This window comes from Leptospira stimsonii (genome assembly GCF_003545885.1).
In the GTDB taxonomy this organism is placed as follows: domain Bacteria; phylum Spirochaetota; class Leptospiria; order Leptospirales; family Leptospiraceae; genus Leptospira; species Leptospira stimsonii.
On record NZ_QHCT01000006.1, the window covers coordinates 48207 to 68162 of the forward strand.

15 protein-coding genes are annotated in these 19956 nt (G+C 42.9%); 9 read left to right on the forward strand and 6 right to left on the reverse strand.

What is annotated here, in order from left to right; translation table 11 throughout:
- Positions 1 to 35: 35 nt before the first annotated feature.
- Both DLM75_RS18445 and DLM75_RS18450 read left to right on the forward strand, forming a co-directional pair.
- Positions 36 to 1574, forward strand: a complete 1539-nt coding sequence (locus DLM75_RS18445) for an MBOAT family O-acyltransferase (RefSeq protein WP_118969978.1) — start codon at positions 36 to 38, stop codon at positions 1572 to 1574.
- A complete protein-coding gene (locus DLM75_RS18450) occupies positions 1552 to 2757 on the forward strand; it encodes a hypothetical protein (protein WP_118969979.1) in 1206 nt (401 codons plus the stop codon). The genes DLM75_RS18445 and DLM75_RS18450 overlap by 23 nt, the downstream gene beginning before the upstream one ends.
- A gap of 603 nt (positions 2758 to 3360) precedes the next feature.
- Here DLM75_RS18450 and DLM75_RS18455 read toward each other — a convergent pair.
- Positions 3361 to 5505, reverse strand: coding sequence for a thioredoxin domain-containing protein (locus tag DLM75_RS18455; RefSeq protein WP_118970134.1), 2145 nt, complete (start codon positions 5503 to 5505; stop codon positions 3361 to 3363).
- 21 nt (positions 5506 to 5526) lie between these two features.
- Here DLM75_RS18455 and DLM75_RS18460 point away from each other — a divergent pair, with 21 nt between their 5' ends.
- Complete coding sequence (locus tag DLM75_RS18460; protein ID WP_118969980.1) at positions 5527 to 7209, forward strand: TolC family protein; 1683 nt, start codon at positions 5527 to 5529, stop codon at positions 7207 to 7209.
- A 708-nt stretch (positions 7210 to 7917) separates the two neighbouring features.
- Here the strand turns inward: DLM75_RS18460 and DLM75_RS18470 are convergent.
- Positions 7918 to 8550, reverse strand: a complete 633-nt coding sequence (locus DLM75_RS18470) for a class I SAM-dependent methyltransferase (RefSeq protein WP_118969982.1) — start codon at positions 8548 to 8550, stop codon at positions 7918 to 7920.
- A gap of 36 nt (positions 8551 to 8586) precedes the next feature.
- Complete coding sequence (locus DLM75_RS18475; RefSeq protein ID WP_147456661.1) at positions 8587 to 9378, reverse strand: hypothetical protein; 792 nt, start codon at positions 9376 to 9378, stop codon at positions 8587 to 8589.
- Positions 9379 to 9488: 110 nt separating this feature from the next.
- Between DLM75_RS18475 and DLM75_RS18480 the strand changes: the two genes are divergently transcribed.
- Positions 9489 to 9917 carry a MarR family winged helix-turn-helix transcriptional regulator gene (locus DLM75_RS18480; RefSeq protein ID WP_118969984.1) on the forward strand — a complete coding sequence of 143 codons (429 nt, stop codon included), beginning with the start codon at positions 9489 to 9491 and terminating at the stop codon, positions 9915 to 9917.
- Positions 9918 to 10199: 282 nt separating this feature from the next.
- Here DLM75_RS18480 and DLM75_RS18485 read toward each other — a convergent pair whose 3' ends face one another.
- Complete coding sequence (locus DLM75_RS18485) at positions 10200 to 11150, reverse strand: cytochrome-c peroxidase (protein WP_118969985.1); 951 nt, start codon at positions 11148 to 11150, stop codon at positions 10200 to 10202.
- 203 nt (positions 11151 to 11353) lie between these two features.
- Here DLM75_RS18485 and DLM75_RS18490 point away from each other — a divergent pair, with 203 nt between their 5' ends.
- The 4 genes from DLM75_RS18490 (at position 11354) to DLM75_RS18505 (ending at position 15501) form a co-directional block, all read left to right on the forward strand.
- A complete protein-coding gene (locus tag DLM75_RS18490) occupies positions 11354 to 12574 on the forward strand; it encodes an NAD(P)/FAD-dependent oxidoreductase (protein ID WP_158586489.1) in 1221 nt (406 codons plus the stop codon).
- Positions 12550 to 13548 carry a sigma-70 family RNA polymerase sigma factor gene (locus tag DLM75_RS18495; RefSeq protein WP_118969987.1) on the forward strand — a complete coding sequence of 333 codons (999 nt, stop codon included), beginning with the start codon at positions 12550 to 12552 and terminating at the stop codon, positions 13546 to 13548. The genes DLM75_RS18490 and DLM75_RS18495 overlap by 25 nt, the downstream gene beginning before the upstream one ends.
- Before the next feature lie 84 nt (positions 13549 to 13632).
- Positions 13633 to 14559 (forward strand): alpha/beta fold hydrolase, encoded by a 927-nt coding sequence (locus DLM75_RS18500; protein WP_241547983.1) that lies wholly within the window; start codon positions 13633 to 13635, stop codon positions 14557 to 14559.
- A gap of 312 nt (positions 14560 to 14871) precedes the next feature.
- Positions 14872 to 15501, forward strand: coding sequence for a Crp/Fnr family transcriptional regulator (locus tag DLM75_RS18505; RefSeq protein ID WP_118969988.1), 630 nt, complete (start codon positions 14872 to 14874; stop codon positions 15499 to 15501).
- Positions 15502 to 15897: 396 nt separating this feature from the next.
- Here DLM75_RS18505 and DLM75_RS18510 read toward each other — a convergent pair whose 3' ends face one another.
- A complete protein-coding gene (locus tag DLM75_RS18510; protein ID WP_118969989.1) occupies positions 15898 to 17061 on the reverse strand; it encodes an acyl-CoA dehydrogenase family protein in 1164 nt (387 codons plus the stop codon).
- A 278-nt stretch (positions 17062 to 17339) separates the two neighbouring features.
- On the reverse strand, positions 17340 to 18512 hold the full coding sequence (locus DLM75_RS18520) for a CaiB/BaiF CoA transferase family protein (protein WP_118969990.1): 1173 nt from the start codon (positions 18510 to 18512) through the stop codon (positions 17340 to 17342).
- A 239-nt stretch (positions 18513 to 18751) separates the two neighbouring features.
- Between DLM75_RS18520 and DLM75_RS18525 the strand changes: the two genes are divergently transcribed.
- The gene (locus DLM75_RS18525; protein WP_118970136.1) at positions 18752 to 19828 is read left to right on the forward strand and encodes an NHL repeat-containing protein; all 1077 of its coding nucleotides are present in this window, start codon (positions 18752 to 18754) and stop codon (positions 19826 to 19828) included.
- Positions 19829 to 19956: the final 128 nt, after the last annotated feature.

Sequence of the window (19956 nt, forward strand, 5' to 3'; positions counted from 1 at the left end):
GGAGATTTCGTTCCTTTCGGATCGGTCGATCGAAAATGATTTTTAACTCCGCGGTTTTCATTTATTTTTTCCTGATCGTCTTGGTGGTCTGTTATTTTTTCACCGCTAAAAAAACCTCAAGAAGAATCCAGAATATCTTTCTTCTAATCGCTTCCTACACTTTTTACGGATGGTGGGACTGGATCTTTTTGATCCTTATCATTTCCACTTCGGTCTCCAACTTCTACATCGCACTTCTCATCGAACAAAAAGAATCGCCCAAGATTCGGGGATGGCTTTTGTTTTTAGCCGTGATCATCGACATGGGGATGTTGGGCTTCTTCAAATATTATAATTTCTTTATAGAGAATTTGGGAGTCGCCGTCAAAACCTCTGCCGGACTTTTCGGAGTAGAAGATCCGACTCTTTTTCAAGACGCAACCTTCCTTCAGATCATTCTTCCGGTCGGAATCAGCTTTTTTACCTTTCAGACTCTTTCCTACGTGATCGACGTCTACTTTCGTAAATTAAAGGCCGATACGAATCTCATCGACTTCTCGCTTTTTGTTTGTTTTTTTCCTCAGTTGGTCGCCGGACCGATCGAAAGAGCGGGAGACCTTCTTCCGCAGATCAAGGAAGACAGAAAGATCAATCTGGATCTTTTTTACAAGGGTTGCCTTTTGCTTCTTGTAGGTTATTACATGAAAACCTATGTCGCAGACAATCTCGCGGAACTCGTAAATCTCGTTTTCTTAGACAATCCTTTGATCTACAAGGCCAATCCGGATTTAGCGGGCGGTCACTCCGCGATTCATACGATTCTTGCGTTTATCGCTTTCTTTTTTCAGATCTATTGCGACTTCGCCGGCTATTCTTACATCGCGAGGGGTTCCGCATTCTTACTAGGATTCAACCTCAGTGAAAACTTTATCACGCCCGAGTTCAGCGTAAACTTCAGAGAACTTTTTCGGAGATGGCACGTTACCCTCAACCGCTGGTTCACCGATTACGTTTACATTCCGTTAGGTGGAAGTAAAGTAAGTAAACTTTATAATTTTAGAAACCTATTTATTATTTTCGGACTTTCCGGAATTTGGCACGGAGCGAGTTGGAACTTCGCGTTTTGGGGACTCTGTTGCGGACTTTATATCGTCCTCTACATGATTTTTCGTGAGCCTTTCGATCGACTCAAACTTTTTGCGAAGACCAAATTTCCGATTCTAAATCATGCGTTCTTCGCCAAAGGGTTTTTCTTTTGGTCCTGTTTTTTTACGACGTTTATGTTCGCGATGACTTCGATCTTTTTCAGAAGTTACGACGGAAACCACGCCAAAATTCTTTTCTTGGGAATTTTCGAAAACTTCTTCACTCTCAAAGGTCCAAACGATCAGATCAGCGTCTTTAACTATTTTACGGAAATCGTAAAGGTCATAGGTCCGCTTCTCGTCTGGGATTATTTTCATTTTAAGAAGAATTCAGCATTCTTTATATTCGAAAAACCTGCCGTGATTCGGATTCTTACTTATCTTTTTTTCTTTTACTGCATAGTTCTGAAAGGTGTGTTCGGCAAAAATGTCATTTACTTCGCTTTTTAAGAATAAAGTCGTTTTGACCGTCCTCGCAATCGTGATCGGAGTGGAACTCCTCGCCCGATTCACCGGTATCTATTTTTACGAACATACGGAAGTCTTCCTCGTAAACAACGTCCGGAAAAAAATGGAATCAGGAACCTTGAACTACAAAGGTCTCATCTTCGGAGATTCCAGAAGTATGTCTTTGATTCCATCCAAGGAATCGAACCTTTACAACTTCAGCCTTCCCGCGATGGGGGCAAGATACTATCCGCATTACCTAGCAAAGTATTTGAAAGCAGGAAATAAAAAACCGGAATTCATCCTATTCGCATCCAGTCCGGGTTTGATTGCGGGTGGATACGGGAATCCGATCGTGGACCCTGCGCTTATCAAATATGTTAAACCGAACATGGAACTTCCGGAATATCTTGAGACTCGTTTTATCTCGGGTCTAACATATAAGAATTTCATAATGGAATCTGGAAGCGAAAGTATGCAGAAAACGGTTTCCGAGATCAATTGGAAATTCTTTTCCCATCGAATCCTTCATCTTTTTTCCATCGGAGAAATGTTCGACCAATACAAGGGACCGGAACTACTCTACGTTCTTTCCGCTTCGATCCCGAACGTATTCTCAACGTATCGATACAGAAAAGCTCTTCTCAACGTTTTCTCCTATGAGAACTACAAACCCGCTGAAGCAACGATGAAACTGGATTGCGGTTGTGAAGAACTTTATACTCCGCAGTGTATGGCTCCGGAAAGTAACGTAAGGGACAATCGGTGGATTGCGAATAAGATCTCCTTTCAAAACGGTGGTTTGAATATTTCGGATCGTATCAAACCGCAACACGCACTTCTCTATCAAATGAGCCAGGACAAACTCAAAGAAGAAATTCTTTCCCCTTACAAGGAAGAACCTCATTTTGATTTTTCGGCTTTCGAGGACTTTCTGCGATATACGGAATCTCAGAACATCCAGGTTTTTTATCTCGTGATGCCCTTTCCGGATTATATCGAAGGAACCGGATACTTTTCAAAGTTTTGGAAGGCCTTTGCACCTCTTCAGACAAAGTATCCACATCTCAAAGTACTCGAATTTGAAAAACCGTTTTTGAAACCCGATTTTTATTCGGATCAGATACACTTGAACTGTCAAGGCGCGAAAGTTACGAATGAAATGTTTCGAAAATTAGGTTTTTGAAGAATGAATTTGGTGCTTTTCCTCTTTTCCACTTCACGGTTTGATTGAGTCTGCAAACGACCGTGGGAACTCCCTCGTTTTCCACTTCACGGTTTGATTGAGTCTGCAAACGACCGTGGGAACTCCCTCGTTTTCCGCTTCACGGTTTGATTGAGTCGACAAACGACCGTGGGAACTCCCTCGTTTTCCACTTCACAGTTTGATTGAGTCTACAAACAAGTGCGGGAACTCCCTCGTTGTCCTCTTCACGGATTGATTGAGTCTGCAAACAAGTGTGGGAACTCCCTCGTTGTCCGCTTCACGGATTGATTGAGTCTACAAACGACTGTGGGAACTCCCTCGTTTTCCACTTCACAGTTTGATTGAGTCTACAAACAAGTGCGGGAACTCCCTCGTTGTCCTCTTCACGGATTGATTGAGTCTGCAAACAAGTGTGGGAACTCCCTCGTTGTCCGCTTCACGGATTGATTGAGTCTACAAACGACTGTGGGAACTCCCTCGTTGTCCTCTTCACGGATTGATTGAGTCTACAAATAAGTGTGGGAACTTCCTCTTTTTCCGCTTCACGGATTGATTGAGTCTACAAACCAGTGTGGGAACTCCTTACTTTAGCTGTTTTTCCAGATCTTCCACAGAACTCACGGGGAGTTTGCAAGAAAAGTTTTCGCAAACATAGGCGAGCGCGTTCCCACCACTATCCCGTCCTTCAAAAAGCGCGGATAACGTTCTCGCTTCTTCCAATTCTTCCTCGACGATCACGGCGACCGCGGCCTTCGGAAGATACTTCTTTTGAATCACGGATAAGAGCTCCTTTCCCGAGTCCCGATTCTTCCGTATCAAAACGATCTCTTGAGAATGGTTCTTATATTTCCAATAAGCCGAGAGCATATAAGGGTAACTGAGAGCGTGTGTGGAAAGTTCCTTCGTAAAGAAAACGAAGATCGACTCAGCGATTTCGCGATACCGATCCGAGTCGACCCCAAGCGAAGACAAACGCACTAAAGAATCCGCCAAAGAACTGTTCGCCGAAGGTTCCACTCCGTCATATCCGTCCACGCTCCTTCTCAAAAGATTCTCCCCGTCGCTTCCCGTATCGTAAAAGACGCCGGCCGGAGAACGGAACAATCGAATGACGTCCTCCATCCATCGCACCGCGTTTTTTAAATAACGGATTCCGCGACCGGTTTCGAAAAGAGCGATCGAAGCGGAAATCATTTCCGCGTAATCATTACTATATCCTAATATACCGGATTCTCCGTCTCGAAAACGACGCAAAATTCTTCCCTCTTTTGAAATCAGATTTTTTTCAAGAAAGGAATAGGTTTCCTCAGCGAGATTCAGAAACTCCTCTTTTTGAAACGCGGCTCCGGCCTTTACGAGGGCTTTGATATACAATCCGTTCCATGAAGTGAGAATCTTATCGTCTCTCAGAGGACGAATTCTCTGACTTCTTCTTTCTAAGAGTTTTTTCTTTCCTCTCTCCAGAGCGGATTCGACTTTCCTTTTTTGTTCATCGGTAAAATTTACGGTGCTCGTTCGAAAACGTTCGTGCAAAATATTCTTCCCTTCGAAGTTTCCTCCCTCGCTCACGTTCCAATAGCGTTCGAGTATCGTAGAATCTTCTCCGCAGACTTCTCGAAATTCTTTTAGATCCCAGATATAAAACAATCCTTCCTCGCCTTCCGAGTCCGCGTCCTCAGCGCTACAGATCCCTCCTCCGGGAATTCTCATATCTCGATGAAGATACGAAATCACATCCATCGCAAACGACTCCGCTGGAATCTTCGAAGAAACCTGAGAACATTCCACAAGGGTTTCCAAGAATAAGGAATTATCGTAGAGCATCTTTTCAAAATGAGGAACGAGCCAGTGATGATCCGTGGAATAACGACAGAGTCCTCCGCCTACCTGATCGTAGATTCCACCTTGTTTCATCGCAAGAAGAGTGTCTTCCACCATCTCCAATGCTTTTTTGTTTCCGGAAGAATGATGATACTTTAGCAAAAACGAAAGTCCCATACTCGGTGGAAACTTATTCGTGTGATTGGTTTTGAATCCTCCGAAATCGGAATCGTAGTATCCTTCATACAATGTGAAACCGGATTCAAAACAATTCTCCAGTGGGAAATCGCCTTCCACTTTCGTAGCCGCGCGTGCCTCTCCGGATTCTTTTAGATACTGGGATAATTCGGAGGAAGCCGCGATCAACTCCTGACGTTTTTCACCCCAGACCTTGTTTAAGATATTCAAAACTTCTAAAAAACTCTTCCTTCCGTATTTGGGTTCCGGAGGGAAATAAGTTCCCCCGGTGATCGGCTTTCCTTCGGGAGTTAAAAAAATATTGAGTGGCCATCCACCTTGCTGATCCATCGCGTGCAAGGCATCCATATAGATTCGATCGATATCGGGTCTTTCTTCTCGATCCACTTTGATCGAAACAAAATGTGAATTTAAATAATCCGCAATAGTTTGATTTTCAAAGGATTCACGTTCCATCACGTGACACCAATGACAGGTCGCATAACCGATTGACAAAAAAATCATTCGATCTTCTTCCCTTGCTTTCGCAAAGGCTTCCTCACCCCAAGGATACCAGTCTACCGGATTGGTTGCGTGTTGTTGGAGATACGGACTTTTTTCTTTGGCAAGTCTGTTCGCGTTTTGTGGATTTAATTTCATTGAATTGTTCTCTTTTGGTCTCGTAAAACTGATTTTTCGATTTGTAAAAAACTTCCTGCATTCAACCATGTCCATTAAGTAGGCACTTACATGGACCACAAAAAGGAAAGGACTCGCAGAAAATTTAGAAATATTCTCATTTCCGGAACCATCCTTTTTGCGGCGATTCAACCTGCTACTTCTCAGGAATTCAACGCCAACGAAACCTTGATGGAAGAAGAAAAAAAATCTTCCGAAGGGAACCTAAACGATTCTAAGAAGGTACTGCGCCTTACGCTCAAAGAAGCGGTCAATCACGTTTTGGAAAAGAACATTACGATCCAAAATGCAAAAATGGAATACATAAAAGCCGACGGGAGCGAATTGAAAAACGAATCTCAATTCACCTGGAACTTGATCGGTGGAATTACAGTTTTTAAAACCACTCTCCCGAACAACCGAAACAACGTTTTCTTAGGAACGAAACAGAGCCAGGATAAACTCAGCGTCGGGGTCGAGAAAAATTTTAGAACCGGGACCTACGCAAAATTGGAAGGAAGTACGACTCGTTTTGATACGAGCGCCTTTGAAGACCCTGCCTCTACTCCTTCGAGTTTGTCTTCTTTAGCGATTCCTCCTCAATATACGAGCGCCCTTACGATCACCCTGAGCCAGGAACTTCTAAAATACGGCTTCGGAAAAACGCAAAAAGACAAAGACGCAATTCTAAGACAAAACACCGTCATCAAAAGAGAAGAATTGATTTATACCCTTTCTCAACTCGTGGTTCAAACCCTTGTTCAATACTGGAGTTTGAATATCTACGATTCCAACGTGAAAACTTTGGAAGAATTAGAATCCAACACCAGAAACATCCGTGATTTGACCGCGAGAAAACGGAATTTAGGCCTTTCCGAGGGATTCGAGGTCAACCTCTGGAGTTCGATTCTTTCCCAGACTGCGGGAAATTTGGAAAAGGCGAAGGTTTCCAGAAGAGAAGCCGAAAGAACTCTGATTCGCATTTTGAACGCGGATCCCTCTTCTCGGATCGAGGGGGTTACGGATCTTCAAGAAACCGTTCCCGTCGATTTTAACGTGGAAAAAGACTATATCTACGCATTGGAACACAGAACCGATTTGAAGAATCTCCGCAAACAAAGGGAAATCGCGGAACTCAATCTAAGAATCAAAGAAGCGGAAGACATGCCTTCGCTAAAAGTTTCGGGTGCGTATTCCACAAGAGGACAAAATATCGTCGCTCCTCAGCAAAATATCACGGACACCAATCGAGGAATCGCTTCTTTTAAATATCCAGAAGCCTATGCTTCTTTTCAATTTTCTTATCCTCTTTGGGACAAAGGAATCAAAGCCGATATCCGAAATGCAAAGTTGGACGTTGAGAATTTGCAGAAGAAAGAAGCGGAACTCAAACTTTCCATCAAAGAAGAATTAGAAAATCGTTATGCGGCGATCGTTTCCGGAAAGGACATCTACGAAGGCGCGAAAAAAAGAAGAGAAGAAGCCAATCGGTTTTATAGAGGCCTTTCCGAACGTTTTAGACAGGGAAGATTCACCGCCGTTGCCGTGAAGACCGCCCTCGACAATTTGATCCAAGCCGAGCTTCAGGTAGCGCAGACCAAGATCCAATTGAACATTGATATTCTTCGATACGAACTCGCAAAAAATCATATCTTTGAAAAGTTCGGAGTGGATGCTCAAGAAATCATCGATCGTCTGATGAAAATGGCAGAATCCAAACAAGCAAATCTGGATACAACCGCTCCTACGAAGTGAGGAGCGCTTAGGCTCCCTCTCTTTTCCCTTGTTCCGATCTTTTTCTTGACATTCAACTCTATAGAAAAAGATGAATCACGCTGATGGAGAGTTCCTTTGAGCGCTGAAATCATCCTCGACCGCTTTCCCAAAACCTCGAAAAACTTCAAGAATGAGATCATCAATCTCTCCTCCAACGTTAATTTTAGATTTAGAATCGAACGAGCCTATCCACAAAAAAAATGGAATCAGAGCCGGTTCCAAAACTCCAGAATGTAGGAACTCCCTTACAAATCTAAAAAAAGAAGTCGGTTAAAAAGTTCGGAATACTCCCAGGGAACAAAATCTGCAAAGAACTCCCCGCAATCGGATACGACGAAACCGAATTTTTTTAGAAGGGTTTCTGCCGATTTCGAGAAAACATCGTTTCGAAAAAAGATCTTTCGAAACGATGACGAACCGAAAAAATCCCACGACCCGTAAAACAACCGTCGGACAAGGTGCACAGTTTTTAAAGTCGAGAACATCCTGCAATCACGGATCGCGACCTTTGTACGGAACCGATCTTACAAGAGAAAAAATTCGGATTTTCTTCTATCAGAGAAATTGAATCTTCTGAATGGAAAAATCTTCCTCGGTTGAAATTTCAATCCACGTTTAAAGTGATCGTCTCCATTCCAAAATCATCCTCAAACTCCTGAATCTAGTTTTACGTTTTGGAACGGATTCTTATTTGATCGCGATTCCGTAAACATGAGGTCGGATCGGTAGAAAGATCGTTGGAAGCGAACGTTTTTCGAGTTTCAAACTGGAAAAATTCGCGTTCTCCAATGTTCCCTGCGTGTCTCGATTCAATCTGCACCCTTCAAAAAACCAAAGCCAAGGCCGAAATACGATTTTTTGAATCCATTCGATCCAGGAACCGTGCTCGGCGGCGACGTGTTCTAAGAAGACGAATTTTCCTCCCTTCTTCAATACACGTTTGATCTCTTTGAGAACTTGATCCGGTTTCTCGACGGTGCAAAGAACCAAACTGCAAACTACGGCGTCGACGGACGAATCGGGGAAAGGAAGTTTTTCCGCGGATAAATTCATCAATTCCATTTTGATCGAATACTTTTCAGAATTCTTTTTCAGAAGAGAATGCATTCCTTCGTTCGGTTCTACCGCTAAAAGCTTCGTGCCCGGCTTGAAGTATCGCAAATTCGAACCCACTCCCGGACCAAGCTCGACGACCGTATCCGGGAGATCCTCGAAAAGAATCCTTTTGATTTTCCTGTATTTATAATGCAGATATCCCTGTAAGGTCTGAAAAAAATAAGCGTTCACGAAACTCAATGTCGGCGTTTTTTGGACACACATAACGAGTTCTCCTATACAATTTAGTATATTCTAATTTTATAATTCTTTTTGATTTTCCGGATTCCAGTTCCCAGGAACCATCCATAACGCCTCGGAATAGGCGACACATTTGCGATCCGAAATTCGATAGATCGCTGTCCCGGGTGTTCTCTGTCTTCGATTTCTTCCGATTTCCCAGGAAAGAATCGCATACGGAACTTCCGTGAATAGACTTTCCAAAATTCTTCCGCGCAATTTCACGAGAACGATCATAGTCGGATCCACATAAGAAACCGCAAAACCACCGGGACAATCCAATGCGGCCCAAACGATCTCGTTTCGTATTTTTCCGTCCGCGTCGCCCAAGTCCTTCCATGGATTCCAAAAAGCACCGTGCAAGTGAGTGAATCCGGCCTGATCCGGAATTTTCGCAGGAAAGATGCGCATCCCATCCTCTTGCTTTCGTTGCGGACCGCATACGAAACAGGTAGGAAACGGATGTCTCTGAAAGCCTAAGTATTCCTCCTCTGGATTCTGAATGTCTTCCAAGATGGAAGAATTCAACTCTGGAACGTTCATAAAAAATTCGGGATCTTCTTGTGCTTCCGCGATGACCACGTCGGCGTCTTTACTCAATAATTTAATTCCATTCGTGCTGGAATTGAGAGAGTAATACAAGGTTTCGTTCAGAGGACCGGGCGCTTTAATTTTAATGACCGCCGCGTCTTTTTGAATCGGTTTTGCGGCGATTCCCGCAATGTATCCCCCGTTTCCGCTCTTCGGAGGGCCGCAGTATTTTTCGTTGATCTCGATACTTTCAAAGTTAAAAGTGGATGAAGTTTGTTTCATAAGGATTTGTCTATAACTCGAACGGGATCGGTCAACGTAATTGATCGAAAGAAGATTCTTCGAAGGGCGTATTTGCTTTGGATACAAAGCATTTTTAGGATGGGTGTTGTATGAGCGTGGAACCTGAAAAAATCGTACACTTGCTCTCGGGGATTTCGGAAAGGATTTTTTTTAGTCTTTCACTGAGTTACAAAAAAGAAGGTTACAAAGACATAAGCCCCACACAAGGAGCCGTCCTCTGCGCACTGCGCAATAAGATGCCGGAATCGATGACTTCGATCTCGAAGAAAATTTTCAGGGATCGATCGACTGTGACTCAGATTGTAAAACGATTGGTTGCGAACGGTTATGTGGAAAGATTTAAAAACGTAGAAGATTCTCGAATTTCCGAAATCGTCCTAACGGAAAAGGGAAAAGCGGCGAGGGCCGCGGTCATACGTTCCTCTCGAAAGATGTTCACAAGAATTTACAAACATACAACGTTTGAAGAAAGAAGAATCCTGATCTCCCTTCTAGAAAAAATCGATTCCGGAAGTTGACATTTTTTTGTAAACTCTTCTGAAATAAATTTCCAAGTTAAAAAACAGATCGCAAAACGAAATCGTTTTGATTCCTTTCTGAAACGGGACTTAAAAACCGGGAAGCGCCGAAAGAAATCCCTTTTTCTTTGTAGAGTCTTTTGTTTTTTTCGGCCAACAACGAGGGTTCGATTTAGGAGATTTCGAATTTTCTTCCCTCATTTCGACGGAGAATGAGTTCCCACATTTTGGGTTTTGACTGACACACACCCAAGTAAATCTGAAAAGCGAAATCGAAAAAATCTAAGCTCTCGGGATCTTCGGCATTTCGAGAGGATGTGACTCCCCTTCCAAGGATTTCAAAAATTCAATCAGATCCTTTTTATCTTCCTCTGTGATCGGCGCTGGTTTCAAAAGCGGGTCCTCTATGGAACCTTTCGAACCGCCGTTTACGAAATGATTTACGACGTCTTCTAACTTCTTGAATTCACCGTTGTGCATAAACTCATTCTTCTTGCTGACATCTCTCAAACTCGGCGTACGAATCTTTTGCGTAATTCCTTTGAGTCCCGTTGTGTGTTGTGTCGAATCGGAAAAATTCGGTCCGTTGTGACACTGATTGCACTTCGCCTTATTCATGAAGACGTTCATTCCGCGTTTTTGAGAAGGAGTCAGAGCGGATTCTTCTCCCATCACGTAACGATCAAACTTAGAATTTTTCGAGACGATCGTTCTTTCAAAAGCGGAAATCGCTTTTACGATTCGATCCATACTGATCCCCGGAGAACCGAAAGACTTCTCAAAAAGTTCTCTATATTCCGCGACTTGATTGAGTCTCGCTACGATCGTCTTCTCGTCTTTGAGCATCAACGCAGTATGGACCCTCTCTTTTACGATCTCCTCCAAATCGTTCGCTTGTGGATCGATAAATACGTCCTTATACAAAGCTACGTTCGTCAACGGAGGAGCGATCGATTTGTGAATTTGGTTTCGAGGAGCGGAACTCGTTTCCGAATTCTGTATTTCGACCGAATGACAGATCGCGCAGTTCGTATCCCCTTTTAGAGAAAGTCGTTTATCAAAATAGAGCAGTTTTCCCAATTCTACCTTGTCTTTATTATAAGGATTGTTACTGGGATGTATTACGTTCTTAACGACAAAACCTTCCAGTTCCGTCTTCTGAACGGGTTCTTTGCAAGCCGAGAGAACGAGCAAAAGATAGATACCGAAAAATATGGACAAAATCCGAAACATATGGACCATCCTGGTTCAATGGTTTGAATCCAAAGCTCCTTTGTCAATTCGAATTTAGAACAATTCTAATTACATATTCGGAAAAGAAAGGTTCAGAAGATTTCGCAAAGAAGGAACTTGAAGTTCACGTTTTAAAAAATTGTTTCGAATTCCTGTCACGAATGAAATTGAGGACACGTCTTCCTTCCGAAAAGGAGGAAAACATGCCGCAAATCCAAAAGATTCTGATCGCAGGCGGAGGATACGCTGGAATCATCGCCGCCAATCGTCTCGCGAGAAAAAAAATTCCTTTGGAAATCACTTTGATTACCGCGAAGGAGGATTTCCAGGAAAGAATCCGAAATCATCAAATACTCGCCGGTACTCTCGAGAAAACGTATTCCGTACGTTCTTTGCTTCATCGGAAAGTCAATTTGGTCGTCGCCGAAATAAAGAAGATCGAAATTCGGAACAAACAAATTCTTTTAAAAGATGGAATAATACATCCTTACGATTATCTAATCTATTCTCTCGGGATTCGGGGTTCGAATCCTTCAAAATTGAACGATCAATACGTTCAACTAACGGAGCGAGACGATTGTGCGAGAATGTTCGAGATTCTTAAGAAGAAAGAAACGGCGAACGTTACGATTTTAGGAGCGGGGCTTGGCGGAATCGAAGCCGCATCCGAACTCGCGACACAATTGCAAAACATCAAAATTACTCTCGTTGATGCGGAACGTATGGGAAAAGGATTTTCGGCGGAAGCGATCGTAAAACTTCGCGAATTCTTTTTGAAAAATGGAGTCCGTATATTAGAAAATTCAAAAATTCTCAAATACGAAAAGGACCGGCTTGTCACCGCCGACGGAAGAAAAATTCCTCACGACGTTTGCATATTAGCGAACGGTTTTTCCGCTTCTCCGATCGGAGAAGTTTCCGGATTCAGAACCAACCCGATCGGTCAAGTCTATGTGAACTCCTTTTTGGAAGTCGAAGATCATCCTGAAATCTTCGGAGCGGGCGACGCCGTTCAAATCGTATCTTCGGGTTACCGCCATCTCAAAATGGCTTGTGCGACCGCAATTCCGATGGGAATTTACGCCGCTGAGAGGTTGTCCTACCGCTTAGGGCTCAAGTCGAAAAAAGGAAAGGATCCATTTTCGCTCGGGTATTTGGGAAGAAACGTAAGTCTCGGAAGAAAAGACGGCCTCATTCAAGAATCCGAACCGGACGATACGCCGACCTCGAAAATTTGGACTTCCAGAAGCGCCGTATGGATCAAAGAATTGATTTGTAAATTCACCGTGTTGTCCTTTCGTTTGGAGAAAAAATTCGACTTTTATTTTTGGAAACCGTTTCCCGATAGAAAAGAAGAATTCAATGCGAAAGTTTTAGCGACCCATTCGGAGAAATCATCTTGGATAAGCTCGGACAATTCTTAGAACACAAAACTCTCGTTTTCGGGATCGCTTACAGAATGACAGGAAGCGTAAGCGACGCCGAAGACATCGTTCAGGAATCCTTTCTCCGTTGGGAACGATCCGGAAACGAGAACATTCGATCTCCGAAAGCGTTTCTTTCCACGATCGCGACGAGACTTTCTCTGGACACTCTGAGAAAGGTAAAAAATAAAAGGGAGACTTATATCGGCCCTTGGCTTCCCGAGCCGATTCCTACAAATCCTGAAACGGAAGAACCCGATCCGGAAACCTTGGATCTTGCCTTTCTTCATCTATTAGAAAAGTTGAATCCGATTGAAAGAGCTGTTTTTATTCTCAGAGAATCCTTCGACATGGATTACAAAGTGATCGCTAAGGCCGTGGGAAAAACCCAGGATAACTGCAGACAAACTCTCAAACGGGCAAAAGATTCGCTTAAATCCGGAAGGAAAAAATTCTCCCCTGATAAGGAAACCAAGAGAAAACTACTTCATAGTTTTTTACTCGCGTCTTCGAAAGGGGAACCGGAACTTTTACTTCCTTTTTTGAAGGAAGAAATCGAACTCTGGTCGGACGGTGGCGGAAAAGTTCACGCCGCAAGGGTTCCGCTCTTCGGTCGAGATCGAATCGCTTCGTTTCTTATACGCACAGGAAAGAATCCTATCTTTTCGAAAACGGAATTATTCTTCACTGAGACAAACGGTTCGGGTAGCGTCATCGTCTATCATCAAAACAAACCTGTTTATCTCCGAAGTTATCTGATGGATGAGAACGGAATTTCCTATATTTATACGATGATGAATGAAGATAAATTTTCGGCTTACAAAAACAAAGACGACTTAATCGAAAAAGGAATTTTGGTTCCTCTCGAATTCTTTCTTCTTTTTCCGAAATCTGCTTCCGCGAATCGACAACCTCCGGTTTGGACCAAACCTCTTTTGAAATTGGTTCACTGGGCGATTACTCGAAAAAAGTAAGTTAACATAGGATAATCGGTTTCTTCCTTATGCGAACTTTTCCAATCTTGACATTTTTTATTTCCTGAATCAAGATTCTTGAGTATGAAACTTCATACTCGAATTCTAAACACCATTTGGATCGGATTCATAGCGATCGTTTGTTCGGGAGGACAGAAAATGCAAACCGCGACAATGGAAAAATCTTTAAACTATCAAGAAGAAAAACCCTCCGGCCTTTTTCGGAGTAAACTGGGTTCCATCGCGTATTGGATTTATGGAAAAGGGGAAACGTTGATTCTTCTTCATTCAGCCGGTCCAGGACACGATCATAGGGACTTCGACGCGATCGTTCCCAAGTTATCCGAAACCTTTCGTGTCATCAGCGTGGACTGGCCCGGACACGGCATATCGGATTTTCCGAACCCGATCGATTCGGCTTCCGCGGTCTCTTACGCGGATATTCTTCCGGATCTTGTGGAACAACTCTCTCCGAAAGGTGCGATTCTAATCGGAAATTCTCTCGGTGGTTATGCGTCCATGAGAATTGCATTAGATAAACCTAATTTAGTAAAAGGTTTAATTCTCGTGGATACCGGTGGAATGAACGATCCAGATTTTAAGACAAGGACGTTCGTTAGACTCATGAGTAGTCTCTGGTTTACGGGCGCGACTTGGAACACCTTTCCGAATTACTACATCAAGATCGAAAATTCTTTTACGAAGTCGATTCTTAATAGAATCGAGGAAAGGAAAGAGGTCGAAGGCTCGAAGAATATAAGGGCCGCCATCTGGAAAAGTTTTTCCGATGAAAGACACGATCTCAGAGAAAAGGTAGCAAAGATTACGGCGCCAACACTCATCGTCTGGGGAGAAATGGATCCGGTGATCGTTCCGGAACTCGGGGAACGACTCCACAGTAAAATCAAAGGTTCTCAACTCGTATTTTTGAAAACGGGACACGTTCCTTTTGCGGAAGATCCGAAAGGATTTTTAGATGCCACCATTCCTTTTCTGAAATCGATTCGCTGATTCGAACGTGAAAACGAAATAGGAAGAATCGATTTGGATTCTCCTTGGTTCAAACGTATTGCGGAATCCTCGTTGATGTTTGTTTGTTCCAACAAAGAAAGTCTTTTTGAAAACGGCTTGAAAACGGACTGTAAGTCCGTTTCAACTAAAATCCTGGGAAATTCCTACTTCCGGCTTTGAAGGAAAAAATCGAATCGGAAAAACCTTAAATAAAATTTCGGTTCATTCTATAGAGAGAAAAGACAGGTTTAAATTTAAAATCCTCGGCACAATAAGATTTGCCAAAAACTCCTGGAAAGCTTCACTAAAAAAGTGAGCGATTTTCAAATCATCGAAAACAGTCCGGAATGGTGGAGTATCAATGAAAGGGTCAATACAATCTCGCCGATTTCGAAAGAAGTCTGGACTCAATCCAAAATCGTATATTCGCTTCGCGAACTTTCTTATGGGGACTTTCTCGTTAAACAGGGAAAAATTCCCACAGAATACGCGTTTGTTTTTTCAGGCGTATTGAGAGAATATTATCTCACTCCGGACGGAGATGAATATATCAAAAGTTTCAATTTTCCCGGAGAATTTACCGGTTCCTATTTCGATCTTCTTTCGAGACAACCGTCCACTTGCAACATCCGAGCCATCACGGATTGTAAACTCGCTGTAGCCGATTTCGAAAATTTAAGCTCTCTTTTTGAAACTCATATCGCATGGGAACGTCTCGGAAGAAAGGTCGCGGAAAGTCTTTTTATAAAAAAAGCAAGAAGAGAATACGAACTACTCGCCTTGGACGCAGAGGCAAGATACAACATCTTAAAAAAAACGTATCCGAACATCGAAGATTTGGTTCCTCAATATCATATCGCTTCCTATCTCGGAATCACTCCTGTTTCACTGAGTAGAATTCGTTCCAAAACAAATAAGTTGAAAAAAGAAAAAATCGACTGATAGGATCTTCTACTTAAGAATCCATTACGATCAGATGATCTTACGTTCGTCCGGAGCGCCGCCGATCTTCACGAAAACTGTGGAAGAAATAAATAGAACGAGAGAATCGAAGACCATTGAAAAGTGAGAAAGTTTTCTCAGAACAAAGGAAGATGGTGTTCCTTTGTGAAAGTCAAACAAACAATGCCCGCGCATTTCGGAACAGGTCGGTTTACAAAGACGACATGTTCGATCGAAATAGAAGGATACGATGGGATCAGAGCGAATAAGAATCGAGAACGATCTTATACTTGCGGATAGAATAAAAAAGGCGCTCGATCTTTAGGACCGGCGCCTTGTCTTCTCTGGAATCAAGTTCTACTTCAAATCAGGGAAAACTTGATTCCAAACGAAGGATTACTTCGCAGATGCCGCTTCACGGATCACGTAAGCCGCGATCTCGTTTTTCTGAATCTGAGTCGTTCCTTCAAAGATACAAAGAATTTTTGCATCTCTCATCAGTTTTTCAACAGGATATTCCTTTGTGTAACCGTATCCACCGAAGATCTGAACCGCATCCAGAGCGCATTTCATTGCGGTTTCGGAAGCGTGAGCTTTCGCGATCGCAGAATACTTTGGAAGTCTTGGATCTTCTGCATCGGACATTCTCGCGGCAAGATACGTAACTTGACGGGAAGTTTCGAGACCGATCGACATATCAGCTAACATGTGCTGAACGGCTTGAAAGCTGGAGATCTTAGATCCGAACTGCTCTCTTTGTCTCGCGTATTTTGAAGCGTAGTCAAGAGCCGCTTGAGCGACACCGACACCCATCGCCGCAACGTAAGGGCGAGAAGCATTCAATGTTTGAAGAGCGTAAATAAAGCCTAAGTTTTCTTTTCCGATCATGTTCGCTTCTTCAACGGCACAATCTTCGAAGATGATCTGACGAGTATCGGAAGCACGGATTCCGAGTTTGTCTTCTTTTTTACCAACGGTCAGACCGGGAGTGTCTCTCTTTACATAAAAACAGCTAACGCCTCTGGTTCCTCTTCCTTTATCGGTATATGCAAATACCGTATAAGCTCCAGCGCTACCACCACCGGTGATCCACTGTTTGGTTCCGTTGATAACCCACTTATCGCCTTTTTTAACTGCGGTCGTGCTCATACCTGGAACATCGGAACCCGCACCGGGCTCGGAAAGACAGAAGGAAACACCGAATTCTCCGTCCACTACAGGTTGAAGCCATTTTTTCTTTTGTTCGTGAGAAGCGCCTTTCAGAATAGGAAGGATACCAAGACCGGTATATCCGAAACAAAGAGAGATACCTAAGCATCCTCTGGAAAGTTCTTCCGTAACGAGGCACTGCTCTACGGAACCGAGTCCCCAACCGCCGTATTCTTCAGGGATCGTGAGACCGTTGACTCCCAATTCTCTTCGCATACGATTGATGAGTTCTTCGGGATGTTTATTTTCTTCGTCCCAGTGAATTGCCACTTCGTGAGTGATTTCTTTCTTCACAAAATTGCGGATCTGGTCTCTGATTTCAAGCTGTTGTTCGGTATATTCCTGGTACATCGGTTTTTTCCCTTCTTACGAGAGTGTTCTGATCCTACTTTTTTTTTCACCACGATTAGATCAAACCAAAATATGGGCTAAAAAACCGAGTCAGGACTCGTTTTACCGATTTTTCCCAATTCTAAAGTGCAGATATTCTACATAAGAATTCCCTCATTCAAATAAAAAAGAGGATCGGCTCATACGCGGATTATACCAAGAACGAACGTTCTGTTCCTAAAACATCTCACATGGCCTTAGGAAAAATATTTCGATGTCCTCATTGTTGCAAAGCGACTTCAGATCACTTTTTCCTTTTTCATGGTCTCGATTTCGTCTTGAGAATAACCGAGAGAATTATAAATTTCGGAATTATGTTCCCCATGAGAAGGAGGATCCAAACGATACGTCACCGGCGTCGCAGAGAATGGGAACGGCGCTCCGAATTGGAAGTATTCTCCGAACTGCGGATGTTTTTTATCCAGGATCATTCCTCGTTCTTTTAACACCGGATCCTTACTCACCTCTTCCATCGTTTTCACCGGAGTCAAACAAGAGTCTTGATTTTCAAAAAGAGGATCAAGGTCGGCTAACGTTTTGGATTTAAAGAAGGCGGTAAGAATTTCCTTCCACTTGGAAAAGTTTTTTTCTTCCGCAGGGAATTCTTCCAGGTGTTGATCCAAACCGGATTGGCGTAAAAATGTTTTAAAAAACATATCTTCTAAAGCTCCGAGCGCAACCCACCGACCTTCCTTCGTCTCATAAACATTATAATTCGGTAATTTACCGGAAAGAAGTTCATTTCCTCCTTCTGGATTTTTTCCGGTCGCGGCAAAAATTCCACCATAGAGAGAAAGAAAAGGAAGTGAAGAATCCATCATGGAAATCGCAATCTTTTGCCCCTTCCCCGTCTTCTCTCGTGCATAAAGCGCCGCCAGAATGGAAGAAAGAGCCGTCATCGTACCACCACCGATATCGGCGAGTTGATATCCTGGAATCTGAGGGGTTTTTCCCGTTTGTGATAAAACCCCGGAAAGAGAAAGATAATTCACGTCGTGTCCTGCAAAGTCCCTGTATTTCCCTTCCGTTCCGTAACCGTAGATTCCGCAATAAATCAATCTCGGGAAACGTTCCTTTAGATCCTCGTAACCGAGACCCATTTTAGAAAGTCCGTCGGGACGAAACCCTTCCAGGAGTATATCAGCATTTTCTAATAATTTAAATAATATCTCTTTCGATTTTTCCTTCTTCAGGTTGAGAGTGATTGCTTTTTTATTTCGATTGAGCATCAAAAACAAAGAAGGGGCGCCGTTGGCTTTTTTAAACATCACACGAGTGGCATCCATCGCTCTGGGGTTTTCGATTTTGATTACGTCTGCTCCCATATCTCCCAAATACATGGAGCAAAGAGGACCTGGAAGCAAAAGACTCAAGTCGATTACCTTAACTCCGGAAAGTGGACCTTTGTTCATTTTAATCCTTCCTTTTAAACAAAAACTCTATTCCATCTAAGAAAAAAGTTCTTAGAGAGAAACCCTTTTTTTCGTTCCGTTTTTCCTTTTACTTGGAAATCTTAAAATACGAATTTCGATTTTTTAAGAACAAACTAATTTATAAAAGAAGAACACCCAAAATCCATCTCCAATTTGGAAATAAATTGCTGGAATCAGGAATGAACTCGGATATATTTGCAATCATCTTGGTTATGAAGATGTACAAAATTCTTATCTTTCTCCCGTTCTTCTTATTCTGCTCTTCGGAATCGATATATAATCCGAGTGTTCTTATGAGCCAGGCATGGTATGAATCCACATTCTTAGATTGCGCCCTTAAGGACTGCCTTCAATGCAAACTCAAGATGACGAACAATCCGGTCGTAAGTCTTTTTGCGGGAACCGGAGTGGGTGCGAGCGTGGATGGAACGATCACAAACGCTTCTTTTCTTGCTCCGGTTGGAATCGAAGTCGACTCGAGCGGTAATATCTATATCGCCGATCAAACTTCGAACCTGATCCGCAAAATCGATTCCTTCGGAAATGTAAGCACTTTGAATAGCGGGGGATTTACATTGAGCAATCCATCCGGAATTAAATTTGATCCGTTCACCGGAGACAAATATGTAAGCTGTAAAAACAACGGGCAGATTTATAAGATCGATTTCAACGATCAATTTTCTTTTTACGCAGGAAGTCCAACCGGAATTTCCGGGATTCAAAACGGAGATCGATCGATCGCTTTATTCAACGCTCCCTTCTTTATGGATTTCGATCGGGAAAGAAATTTATATATCGGAGAATTAACCAATCATGATATTCGGAAAATTAATTTGAATTTCGGAAACGTAAGCACACTTTCGGGAGGAACCTTGGGTTATCTGGACGGAGACGCGTCCATCGCTCAATTCAGATCACCGATCGGAATCGCCTATGCTCGAAACGATAACGTTCTTTTAGTAGCGGATATTCAAGATCATCGGATTAGACAAGTGGACCTAAAAAACCAAAAGGTTTCTACTCTGATGGGAACGGGTGTTGGGGCAAGCGTCGATGGTGTGGGCTTAGGCGCCTCTTTCAATGGCCCAGCGTTTATAAGCTTAGACAACGGTGGTTATATGTTTATTTCCGATTCCGGCTCCAATGTCATCCGCATCGTGGATCCAAATTTTAAGGTAACCACGGTTCCGCATACTTTCTCTGCGATCGGCACGGTTAAAGTGGATTGTCTCAATCAAAGACTTCTTGTGGTCGATAGTACCGCAAATCAAATCTTTCAGGTAAAGTTTCAATAGGCTTGTTAAGCGAACTTGAGAACTCATCGAGATCGGAATTCACATATAACGAAGGCGTTCCTTTACGATCTCAATTCGAGAAATCGCTTAACAAAAGACCGAAAAAGGAAAAACACTTCTTCCTATTC

Coding starts and splice junctions, on each gene's coding strand:
- DLM75_RS18520 (WP_118969990.1), bottom strand. CDS start 18,512: ATGAACAAAGGTCCACTTTCCGGAGTTAAGGTAATCGACTTGAGTCTT.
- DLM75_RS18475 (WP_147456661.1), bottom strand. CDS start 9,378: ATGAAACAAACTTCATCCACTTTTAACTTTGAAAGTATCGAGATCAAC.
- DLM75_RS18460 (WP_118969980.1), top strand. CDS start 5,527: ATGGACCACAAAAAGGAAAGGACTCGCAGAAAATTTAGAAATATTCTC.
- DLM75_RS18455 (WP_118970134.1), bottom strand. CDS start 5,505: ATGGTTGAATGCAGGAAGTTTTTTACAAATCGAAAAATCAGTTTTACG.
- DLM75_RS18445 (WP_118969978.1), top strand. CDS start 36: ATGATTTTTAACTCCGCGGTTTTCATTTATTTTTTCCTGATCGTCTTG.
- DLM75_RS18500 (WP_241547983.1), top strand. CDS start 13,633: ATGAAACTTCATACTCGAATTCTAAACACCATTTGGATCGGATTCATA.
- DLM75_RS18490 (WP_158586489.1), top strand. CDS start 11,354: ATGCCGCAAATCCAAAAGATTCTGATCGCAGGCGGAGGATACGCTGGA.
- DLM75_RS18480 (WP_118969984.1), top strand. CDS start 9,489: ATGAGCGTGGAACCTGAAAAAATCGTACACTTGCTCTCGGGGATTTCG.
- DLM75_RS18485 (WP_118969985.1), bottom strand. CDS start 11,150: ATGTTTCGGATTTTGTCCATATTTTTCGGTATCTATCTTTTGCTCGTT.
- DLM75_RS18470 (WP_118969982.1), bottom strand. CDS start 8,550: ATGTGTGTCCAAAAAACGCCGACATTGAGTTTCGTGAACGCTTATTTT.
- DLM75_RS18450 (WP_118969979.1), top strand. CDS start 1,552: ATGTCATTTACTTCGCTTTTTAAGAATAAAGTCGTTTTGACCGTCCTC.
- DLM75_RS18510 (WP_118969989.1), bottom strand. CDS start 17,061: ATGTACCAGGAATATACCGAACAACAGCTTGAAATCAGAGACCAGATC.
- DLM75_RS18525 (WP_118970136.1), top strand. CDS start 18,752: ATGTACAAAATTCTTATCTTTCTCCCGTTCTTCTTATTCTGCTCTTCG.